The sequence below is a fragment of the Empedobacter sp. EJD.6dd genome (genome assembly GCF_057369435.1).
This window is the reverse complement of record NZ_CM170667.1, coordinates 2,253,482-2,268,501: the sequence shown is the minus strand read 5'-3', so window position 1 is coordinate 2,268,501 and position 15,020 is coordinate 2,253,482. Positions and strand designations below refer to the sequence as shown.

Annotated in this window: 12 protein-coding genes; 6 read left to right on the top strand and 6 right to left on the bottom strand. The window is 29.8% G+C overall.

Annotated features, from left to right (window positions below; genetic code table 11):
• Positions 1–330 precede the first annotated feature (330 nt).
• From AC2I98_RS10735 to rpiB, 4 genes are all read right to left on the bottom strand, one after another.
• A complete protein-coding gene (locus AC2I98_RS10735; RefSeq protein ID WP_486411677.1) occupies positions 331–1,014 on the bottom strand; it encodes a LysE family translocator in 684 nt (227 codons plus the stop codon).
• 41 nt (positions 1,015–1,055) lie between these two features.
• Entirely contained in the window at positions 1,056–3,215 is a 2,160-nt protein-coding gene (gene rnr, locus AC2I98_RS10730) for a ribonuclease R (protein WP_486411676.1), read from the bottom strand.
• A gap of 427 nt (positions 3,216–3,642) precedes the next feature.
• Positions 3,643–4,647 carry an aspartate--ammonia ligase gene (asnA, locus tag AC2I98_RS10725; RefSeq protein ID WP_486411675.1) on the bottom strand — a complete coding sequence of 335 codons (1,005 nt, stop codon included), beginning with the start codon at positions 4,645–4,647 and terminating at the stop codon, positions 3,643–3,645.
• Positions 4,648–4,883: 236 nt separating this feature from the next.
• Positions 4,884–5,324: a ribose 5-phosphate isomerase B gene (gene rpiB / locus AC2I98_RS10720; protein ID WP_486411674.1), complete on the bottom strand. Its 441-nt coding sequence runs from the start codon at positions 5,322–5,324 to the stop codon at positions 4,884–4,886.
• Between the two features lie 542 nt (positions 5,325–5,866).
• Between rpiB and AC2I98_RS10715 the strand changes: the two genes are divergently transcribed.
• The 3 genes from AC2I98_RS10715 to AC2I98_RS10705 all read left to right on the top strand — a co-directional run bounded on the left by AC2I98_RS10715 (position 5,867) and on the right by AC2I98_RS10705 (position 10,449).
• A complete protein-coding gene (locus AC2I98_RS10715) occupies positions 5,867–7,057 on the top strand; it encodes a phosphoglycerate kinase (RefSeq protein WP_486411673.1) in 1,191 nt (396 codons plus the stop codon).
• 473 nt (positions 7,058–7,530) lie between these two features.
• Entirely contained in the window at positions 7,531–8,682 is a 1,152-nt protein-coding gene (locus AC2I98_RS10710; RefSeq protein ID WP_486411672.1) for an ABC transporter ATP-binding protein, read from the top strand.
• Between the two features lie 12 nt (positions 8,683–8,694).
• Positions 8,695–10,449 carry a hypothetical protein gene (locus AC2I98_RS10705; RefSeq protein WP_486411671.1) on the top strand — a complete coding sequence of 585 codons (1,755 nt, stop codon included), beginning with the start codon at positions 8,695–8,697 and terminating at the stop codon, positions 10,447–10,449.
• A 218-nt stretch (positions 10,450–10,667) separates the two neighbouring features.
• On the opposite strand, the gene AC2I98_RS10700 is transcribed toward AC2I98_RS10705, so the two are convergent.
• Positions 10,668–11,072, bottom strand: a complete 405-nt coding sequence (locus AC2I98_RS10700; protein ID WP_486411670.1) for a hypothetical protein — start codon at positions 11,070–11,072, stop codon at positions 10,668–10,670.
• Positions 11,073–11,286: 214 nt separating this feature from the next.
• A complete protein-coding gene (locus tag AC2I98_RS10695; protein ID WP_486411669.1) occupies positions 11,287–11,892 on the bottom strand; it encodes a hypothetical protein in 606 nt (201 codons plus the stop codon).
• Positions 11,893–12,154: 262 nt separating this feature from the next.
• Between AC2I98_RS10695 and AC2I98_RS10690 the strand changes: the two genes are divergently transcribed.
• The 3 genes from AC2I98_RS10690 to AC2I98_RS10680 are packed head-to-tail and all read left to right on the top strand — an operon-like array spanning position 12,155 to position 15,019.
• The gene (locus AC2I98_RS10690) at positions 12,155–13,156 is read left to right on the top strand and encodes an AAA family ATPase (RefSeq protein WP_486414072.1); all 1,002 of its coding nucleotides are present in this window, start codon (positions 12,155–12,157) and stop codon (positions 13,154–13,156) included.
• Between the two features lie 25 nt (positions 13,157–13,181).
• A complete protein-coding gene (locus AC2I98_RS10685; RefSeq protein ID WP_486411668.1) occupies positions 13,182–14,054 on the top strand; it encodes a DUF58 domain-containing protein in 873 nt (290 codons plus the stop codon).
• Positions 14,054–15,019 (top strand): BatD family protein, encoded by a 966-nt coding sequence (locus AC2I98_RS10680; protein ID WP_486411667.1) that lies wholly within the window; start codon positions 14,054–14,056, stop codon positions 15,017–15,019. The genes AC2I98_RS10685 and AC2I98_RS10680 overlap by 1 nt, the downstream gene beginning before the upstream one ends.
• The last annotated feature ends 1 nt before the right edge of the window (position 15,020 follow it).

Here is a 15,020-nt window from a genome sequence, read left to right as displayed (position 1 = left end):
TCACAAGGTTAAATTTATGTTACTTCTCAAACTGGAGAAATAACTTTAAAAACAGTTAATTACGATCAACAAAATATTGTGTATAACTTTAAAAGTGATAATACTTTAGTTATTTCAGGTGCTAATTCAGAAACACTGGGATATAATAATGGAGATTATAAATTTAACTATAATAGTGATAATATAGAGATTGATAATTTGAAATGGATGTCAACTTACTCTAAATCGACATTAATATTAGATCAATCATATGTTGATGGATCTCAGCTGATATTAACGAGAAATTAATAATTAAAAACACCCATCAAAAATTTGATGGGTGTTTATATTTTAACTTGTTTGTTCTTGATTGATTAATTGATGTTCTATCTTTTGATCGATTTCTTTAAAAAAGCCGAAGCCTTTGAGAATAATAATTAATCCAAAGACTAAAAGACAAATTCCAACTCCTTTTCGCACCATAAATACTTTTTGATCTGTAAAACGTTTCTGTAGCTTCCCTGCCAAAAATATCTTACCCAAATCGATTACAAAGTAAGTTGTCAAAACAACTCCCATATAGAGCATAAAATCGCTTGGATTTGGATATTGAATCATAATTGAAGATACAATTACAAACCAAAAAACAATGACACCAATATTCAATAAATTCATGATAAATCCATTGATAAAAGTTCTCAAATAATTGTTACTCACAAATCCTGCTTCGCCCTCTATATGCAGCTTTGGTTTAGAAAAATACATAAAAATTCCATAAATCAAAACAAAGAAACCTGCAATGATATAAATGCGGTAAAATTTGGGATGATTGGTCACATAATCTGTAAAATCTTTGCTTCCAAAATAGGCAGCAGCAATACATAAAATATCAGCAGCAATAACTCCTAAATCTAATACTACAGCGGTTTTCCAACTTCTTCGTAGACTTGTTTCAATAAGCAAGAAAAATACAGGTCCGATAAGAATTGTACTTAATAAAAAACCTATTAGTATGGCCGAAAATATTATTTCCATAACTTAATTAAGGTCTGCAAGATAAGTTTAAATTATGAAACTTAAGCATCAACTAATTCAAAATCTAATTGCTTCTTGATTAAATCAGCACCTAAAACTTTGATTCTAACTGGGCTTCCTAATTGATATTTAACACCAGTACGTTTTCCAACTAAAGCATGATTTTTTTCGTCGAACACAAAATGATCTCCTTTCATTGCGCGAGAACGTATCAAACCTTCGCAACGAGTTTCTGGAATTTCCACAAAAATTCCATAATCTTGAACACCTGTAATAAACGCATCAAATGTTTGTCCTACAAACTGCTCCATGTATTTTACTTGCATGTATTTGATTGACTCGCGTTCTGCTTCGGCAGCAATTTTTTCGCGAGAAGAACAATGTTTTGCTTTGTCTTCATAAACAGCTGCTGTTGGCGATTTTTTACCATCTAAATAATCTTGTAATAAACGGTGAGCCATCATATCTGGATAACGACGAATTGGTGACGTAAAATGTGTGTAATAATCGAAAGCCAAACCATAATGCCCAATATTTTCTGTTGTATATTTTGCTTTTGCCATTGTTCGCATTGACAAAGTTTCCACCATATTTTCTTCAGGCTTACCTTTTACTTCTGCTAACAATTTATTCATCGAATTAATAGTAGTTTTACGATCTCCAATCTCTAGTTCATAACCAAACTGACGGATAAAATTCTTTAAATCTAATAATTTATCTGGATTAGGATCATCGTGAACACGGTAAATATATGTGTTTGCATTCTCTTTTCCATTTTTATCTAAACTGATAAATTCTGAAACTTTTCGGTTACATAACAACATAAATTCTTCAATCAATTTATTCGAATCTTTCGAAATTTTGAAGAATATTCCTTGTGGATTATGCGCTTGATCTAAATCGAATTTTACTTCGACTTTATCAAAATTAACCGCTCCATACTTCATACGCTTTCCACGCATTGTTTTGGCTAAACGATCTAAAGTCAAGATTTCATCTTTAAAATCGCCATCTTTTCCTTCGATAATTTCTTGCGCTTCCTCGTATGTAAAACGTCTGTCCGAATGCGTTACAGTACGACCAAACCATGTTTTTACAATCTTTGCATTATCATCCATTTCGAACACGCCCGAAAATGTATATTTATCTTCATTAGGACGCAAAGAACATGCAACATTCGATAAAACTTCTGGCAACATTGGCACTACTCTATCTACTAAATAAACAGAAGTTGCGCGCTTGTATGCTTCTTGCTCGATTAACGAACCTGGACGAACATAATGCGTAACATCAGCAATGTGAACACCTATTTCCCAATTACCATTTTCTAATTTTCGAATCGATAAAGCATCATCAAAGTCCTTCGCATCTTTTGGATCGATTGTGAACGTTGTTACATTTCGCATGTCTCGACGACGAGCAGCTTCGGCTTCATCTATCGAAGTATCCAACTGATTTGCTTCTTCTTCTACATCTTCTGGAAATTGAGCTGGCAAATCGTATTCTAATAAAATTGCATGAATTTCTACATCTGTGTCATCCGGATTTCCTAAAACTTGAGTCACTTCACCAAATGGAGAATTAGAACCTTCTGGCCAATTTGTTAATCGAACTACAACTTTTTCTCCTGGTTGCGCACCATTGATACGTTCTTTTGGAATAAAAAAATCGTGATTTCCATTTTGCATGGTAACAAAACCAAAATTTCCATTCTTTCCTAATTCGAAAATTCCTGTAAATTCTGTTTTATTTCGTTCTACAATTTCAACGATCTCACCTTCTACACGTGACGAATTTTTGTTCTTTTTTGGATAAACATAGACACGAACTGTATCGCCCATTAAAGCATTTCTCGTTTTTCCTTTTTGTACAAAAATATCTTGTTCTAATCCATCAATGATAATATAGGCACTTCCCGAAGAAGTCAAATCCGCAATCCCAACCATATAATCATTCGTCGCATTGATTTTGTATTTTCCTCTTTCTACTTCAGAAATCTTTTTATCAGCTAATAAAACATTAATATTCTTAATTAATAATTCAACATCGATTCTATTAGTTAAGTTTAATGCTGCTGCAATTTGTTTATAGTTTAAAGGTTTATTTGGATTTTGAAATAAAACTTCGATAATAGACTTGGTAAACTTTGTTATGTTTTTGTCTTTTTTCGCCTTTGTATTTTTAAAATTTTTTCTTGGCATAATTTGTTTTCTCTCGAATTTCTTTTTCTATTTTAGAAACTCTTTTTATAAATAGTTAATAAATAAACATCTCAATTTATTGATTATCAATTAATTTTTGATAACTTTTAATAAGATGTTAATAAACAACATAACCACTGCAAAGGTAATATATCCTTCTCTAAAATAACAATTTACAACTAATTCTATGTTACATTAAGGATAAGATTACTTGTAACGTTTTGAGTTATTGCGAAAATTGAGCCAAAAATTTTTGATAGTTTTATTGCAAAGAAAAACGAACGTATTTCTTAATGAACAATCTTTAAATTTATTAAAATGCTGAATTAAAATAAATTAATATCTATTATTAACACTTATAAACATTGTTTATTTTGAAATAAGACACAAAAAAAGCAGTTTCTTTTAAGGAAACTGCTTTTTAAACTTATAATAATTCGATGCTTTCTTCTTTCAATTTTTCTTTTACTTTTCCGTCCCAAATACTTGCTTGTACTTCCCCGATATGTCGAGATTTCAACATAAACATACACATACGAGATTGTCCAATACCCCCTCCAATCGATTCTGTTAACTTATCATCTAGTAACATTGAATGGAATAATAAGTTTTTACGATCTGAAGAGTTTCTAATCTCTAGTTGTTTAGTCAATGCTTTTTTATCAACGCGGATTCCCATCGAAGATAATTCGAAAGCAGATTCTAAAACAGGGTTCCAAACTAAAATATCACCGTTCAAACCTTTAAATCCTTGGCTGTTTTCTGTACTCCAATCATCGTAATCTGCAGCACGCGCATCGTGCAATTCTCCGTTACTCAATACACCTCCAATCCCATAAATAAACACCGCTCCAAATTCTTTACAAATTGCGTTCTCTCGCTGTTTTGGAGTAAATGTTGGGTATTTTTGTAGTAAATCTTCAGAAGAAATAAACGTAATTTTATCAGGTAAAACCGATTTTAATCGAGGATATTTAGCTTCTACACTTTCTTCAGTTTGTTTGATGACTTTATAAATAGATTCAACCGTTTGGAAAAGATAAGCAAGTTGACGATCTTCAGGAACAATTACTTTTTCCCAATCCCACTGATCCACATAAATAGAATGAATTGGCGAATAATCTTCGTCAGGACGTAATGCTCGCATATCAGTAATAATTCCTTCACCTGGTTCTATTTCTAATTCTTTTAAACGAATACGTTTCCATTTTGCTAAAGAGTGTACGACTACAGCATTTTTATCATTCAAAGATTTAATCGGAAATTTTACAGGTCTTTCTATACTATTCAAATCATCATTAATACCTGTTCCATCCAAAACTACTAATGGTCCTGATACAGGAATAATGTTTAATTGTTGTTGTAATCCTTTAGAGAATTCTTCTTTTACGAAAGATATTGCTTGTTCTCTAAGTAATAATGCTCTGCTCATTCTTTTAATCTTTAAATAATTGCTTCATTAATTTCTGGATGTAAAATTAGAATGATAAAAACAATAAAGTTAACTATTGACTATAATTGGTTTAAAAAATAATTAATTTTAAACTATATACTCTATTTATAATTAATTATTTAAACTCAAATACATATTTAAGTTTATTATTTAAAATAAAAATCGATCAATTCATACGAATTGACCGATTTTATGTCTTTTATATATGTATAAAATTATCCGTTATACGAACAAGCAATTTTATCTACACGTCCTTGGTGACGACCACCTTCGAAAGGAGTCGATAAAAATGCGTTTACAATTTCTTCTGCATATTCATACGCAATAAAACGTGCAGGTAATGTTAATACATTTGCATTGTTATGTTGACGAGCCAAACGCGCAATATCAGTCATCCAACATAGTGCAGCACGAATTCCTTGGTGTTTATTTGCTGTCATTGTAACGCCTTGTGCGCTTCCACAAATCAAGATTCCGAAATCTGCTTTACCATCTTCTACAGCTTGTGCTGTTGGATGCGCAAAATCAGGGTAATCAACACTTGCTGTTGAGAACGCTCCAAAGTCTTCAACTTCAAATCCTTGACTTGTTAAAAAGGTTATTAATTTCTCCTTATAATCGAACCCAGCATGGTCCGCTCCGATTGCAATTTTCATTTAATTAACAGGTGTTTTTTGTTTTTTTGTTTAAATAATTGTAAATCAAACGTTAAGTTAAAGTAACAACTTGTTAAAAGTTTACTGAATAAATCTAATAACTTTTCGAAGGAAAAATTTGGAAATCTGATTCAAAAATCCAATTAGAAATAAATCAATACAAGTCAAGTAAAAGTTTTCATTTTGGCATGAAAGATTTACACACCGTTATGAATAGTTTTCACAAAACTTCTTTTTAACAAAAGCTGTTTATCAACTAAAATGATAATTTGTTAATAGCTTATCTAACTCTTTCATTACAAAACAAAATTACGAATAATAGCTTGTTAATTGCTATTAAATAAAATTTATCTCACTTTAGTTATCCACATATTAACAGTGCTAATAATAGTAACATTTTTTTCTTTTTTTAAAATTTAAAAATTTATTAATCTATTATAATATTTATGAATTGTTAATAGTTGAAAATTGTGTTGAATGATTTTAAGTTCGAAAATGAAACTTTGATTACTTTTGTGTAATTCAAAATTTCAAATCAAAATATGAAAACAATCAACGACTACAATTTCGAAAATAAAAAAGCATTGATTCGTGTTGACTTCAATGTTCCGCAAGACGAAAATTTAAATGTAACTGATGACACAAGAATTAGAGCTGCTAAACCAACGATCGACAAAGTATTGAAAGATGATGGAGCTGTTGTGTTAATGAGTCATTTGGGACGTCCTAAAGGCGAATTCAATGATAAATATTCATTAAAACATATTGCATCAAAAGTTTCAGAAATTCTTGGCGTTGATGTAATCGTTGCAAATGATGTTATTGGCGATGATGCGAAACAAAAAGTAGCTAATCTAAAACCGCGCCAAGTTTTATTATTAGAAAATGTTCGTTTCCATAATGAAGAAGAAGCTGGTGATAAAGACTTTGCAAAAGAATTAGCTCAATTTGGAGATATTTATGTAAATGATGCATTTGGAACTGCTCATAGAGCTCATTCTTCTACAGCAATTATAGCAGAATTTTTTCCAGAAAATAAGTGTTTTGGTTTGTTAATGGAACAAGAATTAACTGCTATTAACAAAGTGTTAGCTGATGGTGAAAAACCTGTAACAGCAGTACTTGGAGGAGCAAAAGTATCTTCTAAAATTACGATTATCAACAATATTTTACCAGTTATTGATAACTTGATTATTGGTGGAGGAATGACATATACTTTCGTAAAAGCTAACGGAGGTAAAATTGGAAATTCTTTGGTTGAAGATGATAAATTAGATTTGGCAAAAGAAATTTTAGCAGAATGTGAAAAACATAATGTAAAAGTTTATTTACCAGTTGATAATGTTATCGCTGATAATTTTAGTAACGATGCAAATTCACAAACAGTTCCTTCAAACGAAATTCCAGATGGTTGGATGGGGATGGATGTTGGAGTAGAATCGTCAAAAGTTTTTGCAAACGTCATCAACAATTCGAAAACGATTCTTTGGAATGGTCCTTTAGGAGTTTTTGAAATGTCAAATTTTGCAAAAGGTACGATCGCTTTAGGAGATGCAATTGCTGAAGCTACAGCAAACGGAGCTTTTTCGTTAGTTGGTGGTGGAGATTCTGTTGCATTCGTAAAACAATTTGGTTACGATGACAAAGTAAGCTACGTTTCTACAGGAGGTGGAGCAATGTTAGAATCTCTAGAAGGTAAAGAATTACCTGGAGTTGCTGCAATTTTAAAATAAAAAGGAAAAAAATACTTTAAATAGTAAAAATTTAAGTCGGGCTTTTGCTCGACTTTTTTTGTAACTAATTGATAAAACGAATTTATTTCAGCTTATCAATTAATACATTTTGTGGGATGAAATTGTTAATAGTAATTTCCTGTTATATAGTAACTTAATATGTTTTTAACTGAGTTATTAAGATATTGTTTATATATGATTAAATATTTTGAATTGTTCATAGTAAATGACTGATTTGAAGTGAATTAAAATGTTATAAACCTAGTTTATTAAAAGTTGTGAATAAGTCTTTATTTATATTGATTTGATTCAATTATATTAAAAATTGTTAATTATAAATAATTGATAAACAATAAATTAAAAAGTAATTAAGATAGTTTATCAAAAAATGTTGAAACTGAAATTTAACTACAAATAGCTATTTTATTAAACAAAAAGCATTGTTATATTCGTAATTGACTAATTATCAGTTTATGAATGAATTTAACCAACGGCTAAACGAAGTAGAAAATCATTTGCAAAATAATGATCTCGATTTAGGTTATCGACGATTAATTGATTGTGTTTTAGATTTGGGTGAGAAAGATTTTTACAAAGAGATTATTTCGTATTCAGATACCTATTACAACGAAAAATCTACAAATGATTATAAAACATCTCAAGCTTTACAATTTGTTGAAAAGCTAAAAAAGACTACCGCTCCACCCTTTCAAGAAGAGGAAACTTTGATATCAACAAACAATGTTGAAAAAGCTTATCATCGTCGAAATTTTAAACTTCATCCTATAACATTCGATCTCAAATCGAGAGAAGTTGTTGGTTTGGTTGGTGAAAATGGAAATGGAAAAACGACTTTATTGCGTTTGATTTGTGGTGAATTAAAACCAACTTCAGGTGAAATTAATTATCATTTTTCCTCTGCAAAACCTTTTAGTTTCGAGTTGAAAACAAAATTGGTTTATGTTCCGCAGCGAATCGAAGTTTTGTATGGTTCCTTGATGGAAAACTTACAATTTACATTAACATGTTATAATATTTACAGCGAAGAAAATTGGTTGTTAGCAAATGTGATGCTAGCACGTTTAGGACTTTGGCCATATAAAGATTTGCAATGGCGACAATTGTCCTCTGGTTATAAAATGCGATTCGAATTGGCGCGAACGTTATTACGCCGTCCAAAAGTTTTATTGTTAGATGAACCTTTAGCGAATTTGGACATTTTGGCGCAGCAAATTATTCTCGAAGATTTGAAATATTTATCGCAGTCGATTCGAAATCCTTTTGGAGTTATTTTGAGTTCTCAACAATTGTATGAAGTTGAAAAAGTATCAACAGAAGTTCTCTTTTTAGAACAAGGAAAGCTTAAGGTACAGGGAGATAAAAATGATTTAGAAGGAGATTTTACCATTGTTGAAATCGATATTGAGAATACTAAAGAAGAGTTATTAACAGCTTTATCGAGTATTGAAATTAAGCAAATCAAATTTAATGGAGGTTCTTATATCGCCTATTTTGATGAACATATTTCAATGAATATTATTCTTACCGAAATAGGAAAATCAGCATTGAAAGTAAAATACATTCGAGATATTTCGAAATCAAGTCGTCGCTTTTTTGTCAATTAAAACCAACTCACTATGTTCAAAAAAATAAATCAAACTTTAATTACAAAATATCCACTGATTTGGAATCTGAAATTTATTTGGATTTTACTAACGGTTTTGATCTTCAATTTTATTGCGTTTATCAATGGTTTTTTGTTTTTTAATAAAAAATCTCAACTACAAGAAAGTGGACTTTTCGAAGTATTTTCCAATTCAGGTATCTTTATTTATTATGTGTTAATTGGAGTAATTATTACTGTAATTTGGTTGTATTTTTATATTAAAAATAATCGTTTCAAATCTAATTATCCAACTTCAAGAAATTATCTGTTCAAAGAATTTTTAGCAGTTTTTTTCATTTTCTTTTTGATGATGTATGCATCAAATTCTTTTAAGACAGGCTTGAAATTAAGAGTTTCAAATTATATGTCTGAAGAACAATATTTGAAAGATATTGACATTATTAACCGAACACAAGGTTTTACCTTACAACCAACTTTTGGTTATGATAATTATTCGAGAAATTTACCTGTTCCAGCTTTTGATTCGTTGGTTTCGGAAAAAGAAACAAAAGAGTTATATGAAATTAATAAAAAGGAGTATTTAAGAGAAAATCCTATGTATTCATATGATTCTATTTTAGAACCTTATTTCAGAAATCCTGAATTTGAAACTTTATTAAGAGATTATTTTCCAGAACGATTTAGTTATTCAAAGATTATTTTTAGTGAAACCTACCAACCTTTAAAAAATAGTATAAAATCTACTAATGAATCTGTAGATGAAATCGCTTATCCAGCAGAGATGGCCGTTGATTCGGCTTATTCCATCGGTTTAGATTCTGTTTCATATGCAAATCCTGTTAATGCTTCAGGAAAACCAGATGTTTATTACAACTTAGCGAGTTTATATAATTATAGTTTTATGGCATTTGAGAATCTGAAAGATTCTACTAAAAATCATCAATTTTACGATGAGCAATGGATTGCTTTATTGCAGAAAAATGATCGAAAAGCGATAGAAAATTTATTGAATAATTATACCGATTTACTGAAAAAACAAGAAATAGGTTATCAGTTCAAACATAAAAATTGGATCGATTATTTGCCTCAATATCCGTATTATTTTATTGATCATAAACTTAATTATATTGATGTTTTTCAAACATCTAATAAAATTCAGAACGATTATATCAACCAAAATAGTTTGAACAGCGTGTATGAAAATATTGAGTTTGCGAAATATCAATCGACTTGGTTAGATCAAATTCAATACTATTTACTTGTTGCGTTAATTTTTACAGTTCTTGTCATTACATTCAGATTTAGTTCATTCAAAGTTTGGTTAATTTCTTTGATTGGATCTGGAATTTTAGGAATTTTAGGAAGCGTTTTCGGTATTTCTATTGATGCAGGTTTCGGTTATACAAAATTTACGCCTTACATTATATTATTACTATTTTACATTGCTTTTTTTGTAATTACACTACTTGGATTACGTTCCAAAAAATATAAAGTTATAACAGGAGTTAATCTAAATTGGTTTGTTGCGACTAATATTTTTATTGGAATGATGATGCTTAGTTTTTATACAGATTTGCGAGCAGAAATGTTATACGATTCTAATTCGGGAATTGGAATTTATGAGTTGAGAGAAACAAACAAAGAACTGTTGATGTTACAACAATTTGCAGAAGTTTTCCTTTACATCAATCCACTATTATTTATTATTAGTTTTTATTTTATTATTAATTTATATAAAAAATGGCAAGCAATGCCAGAAGAATAAAATGGAAAAGCGAGCCAATTGGCTCGCTTTTCACTTGATAATTGAATGAAAATGAATTTTAAAAACTACTTTTAAAAAAACTTATTTATGAATTACTGTAACTTGTGCTACAATGAATAACTTTAAAATTCGAAGTAAAAATGTAATTTAATTTTCACTTTTTCAATAAATAAAGGTTAACCAGTAAATTTTGTCGGTTAACATGATTTATAGACTGCTTATGCAGATTTTTTAGAACGTCTTTGATCGTTTAAATAATTTTTACCACGCATACTATAATCTTTTGATCTTGCGTGTTCTGTTCTATTTTGTTTATATTTTTTGTATTGATTTTTATCTAAAATTTTCTCTAACTTAGTATCAAAATCATTCATTCCATTTTGTTGTTTTTTACCTTTTTCAAATGATTTTTTTATTTGAGAATTTCTACTTTCTAACAACGACTTTACTTTCTTCTTTTGTGTTGATGTTAAATTATATTGTTCAAATTCTTTTAATTGATTATCGACAGAAGGACGTTGTCTTTGTTCTTTTTTGTCACTGTTTTTTTGTGATTGTGGTCGTTGTTGTGCAGAAACTGCCATAACCATCATCATACTTGCTAATAAAAATACTTTTTTCATAATAATCTGTGTTTTGTTTACAACTTAAAATGTTAGAATTAATATGTTCTTTCATTTTGCTTGTACAAAGTTGCAACACAAAAAAACTGAAGCAAAAATATTGAGGTAAAGTCATTTAAAACGTCGGTTAAATAACAGAATTCAAAATTATTTTAACAAAAATGAATAAAAAAATCCACTCATTTTGAGTGGATTAATTAAATGCTGAATACTATTATTTTATTTTTTTCTCTAACATTTTAGAAAAAGTTTTAGCTGTTTTTGCAAATCCTTCTCCAATTCTCGATTCATCACTATAATTATTACCAAATTGAGTTCCTGGAGCTTCTTTATAATTGACAACAAATTTTTTATCTTCAAAATTATTAGAATCAACAATAGAAATAGTTGTAGATACTTTTGCTGCTTGTTTCATTACAAATGCATCCCATCCTGGATATATCCAATCTACTTTAACAATCATTGTGTAAGGAGTGTCTGTAGCATTTTCAGAGAAAGAAATACCAGTAGATTTTGCACCATATTTTGTTAATAATTCCATGAATTTTGGTTCCCAAATAGACTCTTTAGCACCAATCCACTTATCATTCCAAATATCTCCATTTCCAGCATTTTTATTATTTAGATCAACAATCTTTTTTTGGACATATTCTGCTTCTGTAATGCTATCTGCATTAATTTTTAGATTTGAATAGTCAAAAATAACCTTCATTTTCGACTGACCTTTTAAGAAGTCAACAGTACCAGATTTTACTTTTTCTTTCTGTGCATAAATTATAGAACCAAGTACAATAATGATTAATAATAAGTAGTTTTTCATAATAGTTTTAATAAATTTTAGTAAAAATATAAATATTCTTTAAATAGTTATTGTTTAATGGTTTAAATGAATTTTAATTGAAAACGAACATTGTTTATAAATAGTTTGTAACTATTCGAAAATATTTTTAAAAAATATTTATCAAATCGTTTGCTACACTACATTTGTCTTAACAAAGTTTAACAATATTGTATGAAAGTTTTAATTTCTAAATCAATTGTATTTGTTAATTTTAGAGGAAATTTGAATCAATAATATAAACATTAATTTCAACGAAATTTTGGATATACAACAACTAAACCAACAAATAGAAGCAAAAAGCGAAAGCATTGCAAGGTTGACATCGGAAATCAATAAAGCGATTATTGGACAAGAAAAAATGATTGAAAGTCTATTAATCGGATTACTTGGAAATGGACACGTTTTATTAGAAGGTGTTCCTGGATTAGCAAAAACATTAGCGATTAAAACATTATCTGATGCTGTTGATGGATCTTTTTCTCGTATACAATTTACACCAGATTTGTTACCTGCAGATGTTGTGGGGACGCTTATTTACAATGTAAAAGAAAACGATTTTAGAATCAAAAAAGGACCAATTTTTGCGAACTTCGTTTTAGCTGATGAGATTAACCGTTCGCCTGCAAAAGTGCAATCTGCTTTATTAGAAGCGATGCAAGAGCGTCAAGTAACAATTGGTGACGAAACATATCCGTTACAAAAACCTTTCTTGGTTTTGGCAACTCAAAATCCAGTTGAGCAAGAAGGAACTTATCCTTTACCAGAAGCGCAAGTTGACCGTTTTATGTTGAAAACTGTAATTACATATCCAGAATTTGAGGCAGAACGTTTGATTTTGAGAAACTCAATTAATCAATCTTTTCCAAAAATTGAAAAAGTAATTTCTATTCAAGAATTGTTGGATGCGCGTGAAATGGTGAAACAAGTTTATATGGATGAAAAAATTGAAAAATATATTTTAGATATTATTTTCGCTACTCGTTTTCCAGATAAAGTTGGATTAGAAAAATTAGTTCCAATGATTTCCTTTGGTTCTTCTCCTCGTGGATCAATCAATTTGGCACAAGCATCAAAAGTTTATGCGTTTTTACGCAAACGTGCTTATGTTATTCCAGATGACGTGCGTGCAATGGCAAAAGATGTATTGCGTCATCGCATTGGAATTAGCTACGAAGCAGAAGCAGAAAATGTTTCGCCAGAAGAAATTATCGACAATATTCTAAATGTTGTTCCAGTTCCTTAAACCATTATTCAAAATCATTTAAACTTTGGATGCAAAAGAAATCATCAAACGTGTAAAACGTATTGAGCTAAAAAGCAAGCGTAAAGCGAGCAACCTTTTTATGGGTGAATATCAAAGTTCATTCAAAGGGAGAGGTATGATTTTTAGTGAAATTCGTCCTTATCAATATGGTGATGATGTTCGTAATATTGATTGGAATAAAACTGCTCGATATAGTGAACCTTATGTAAAAGTTTTTGAAGAAGAACGTGAATTAACCATGTTTTTATTGGTTGATGTTTCGAATTCTGAAAACTTTGGAACACGAAAACAAATTAAAATGGAAACGATTGCTGAATTGAGTGCTACATTAGCTTTTTCAGCAATTACATATAATGATAAAGTTGGTTTGATTTTATATTCGGATCAAGTCGAAAAATTTATTCCTCCAAAAAAAGGAAAACAACATGTGTTGCGTTTGGTAAGAGAAATTGTTTCGTATGAGCCAAAAAGCAAGAAAACTGATTTGGCAGCGACGTTGGAAACATTTATGAATTTGGTTCGCCGAAAATCAAATGTTTTTATTTTATCAGATTTTATTGATTCTTCTGATTACGAAAAAGCGTTGCGAATCGTAGCAAAAAAACATGATGTGACTGGAATTAGAATTTATGACGAAAAAGAGCAATCTTTTCCAGATATTGGCTTGGTTCACGTACAAGATAATGAAACAGGAGAAATCCGTTTGATTGATACTTCTTCGAAAAAATTACGTCAACAATATGCACAATATTACCGCGATTTGGATCAACGTTATCAATCTATTTTCAAGAAAAATCATTCAGGTGCAATTAGTATTCGTACCGACGAAGATTATGTTCGCCCATTGTTAAACTACTTTAAAAGTCATAAAGCCTAATGAAGAATTTATTGCTTTTAGTAAGTTTTTTTATCTTTCAATTTTCACTTGCGCAAGAAATTACGCCAAAATTGGATCGCACGACAATTAAAGTTGGTGAGCCAATAAAATATGAAGTAAAAATTGATTACAAAGAAGGAGATAAAGTGGTATTTCCTACAATTGCCGATTCTTTAAATTATCATATAGAAGTTTTAGATCAAAAACTTGACACAGTAAAAACAGATGGAAAATCTGAAATTGTTCAACATTTGGAATTGACTGGATATGATGCAGGGAAATTTAATATTCCGTCATTTATCATTCAAAAAAATGGAAAAGATCTAACGACAAAACAACTTGAAATTGAAATTCAAGATATTGCAGTTGATACAACTAAGAATGAAATTTTCCCGATAAAACCTGTGATGGAAGAACAATATTCGATGCGCGATTATTGGAATAAGTATTGGTTGTATGGCATTATTGCGTTGATTTTGTTTATTATCGGAATAGTTTTGGTTGTGTTATATGTTCGTGCAAAATCAAAATTATCGGGCGAAAAATCATACAAAACGCCTTATGATGAAGCGAAGGCAAGTTTGAAAGCATTGGACGCAAAAAAATATTTGAAACGTGGTGAACAAAAAGAATATTACACACAATTATCATTTATTATTAGACGTTATTTAGGGCGTGTATATAATTTTTCGGCTTTAGAAATTTTGTCTGATGATTTAGTAAAATACATTGCAACAAAACAAGATATTTTACCAGAAGATATACAGAAATTTAAACAATTTTTGTTCGATGCTGATTTGGTTAAATTCGCCAAACAAGAGTTTGATGAACCAATAAATACTACACACAGAAATTGGATAGATGAATTTGTGGAGCGTGTAAAACCTTTAGAAATTCCTGAAAATGAAGATTTACAAAAAGATCAAGTGACAGGAGAAAAATATAAACAGTTTAATAACAATTAGG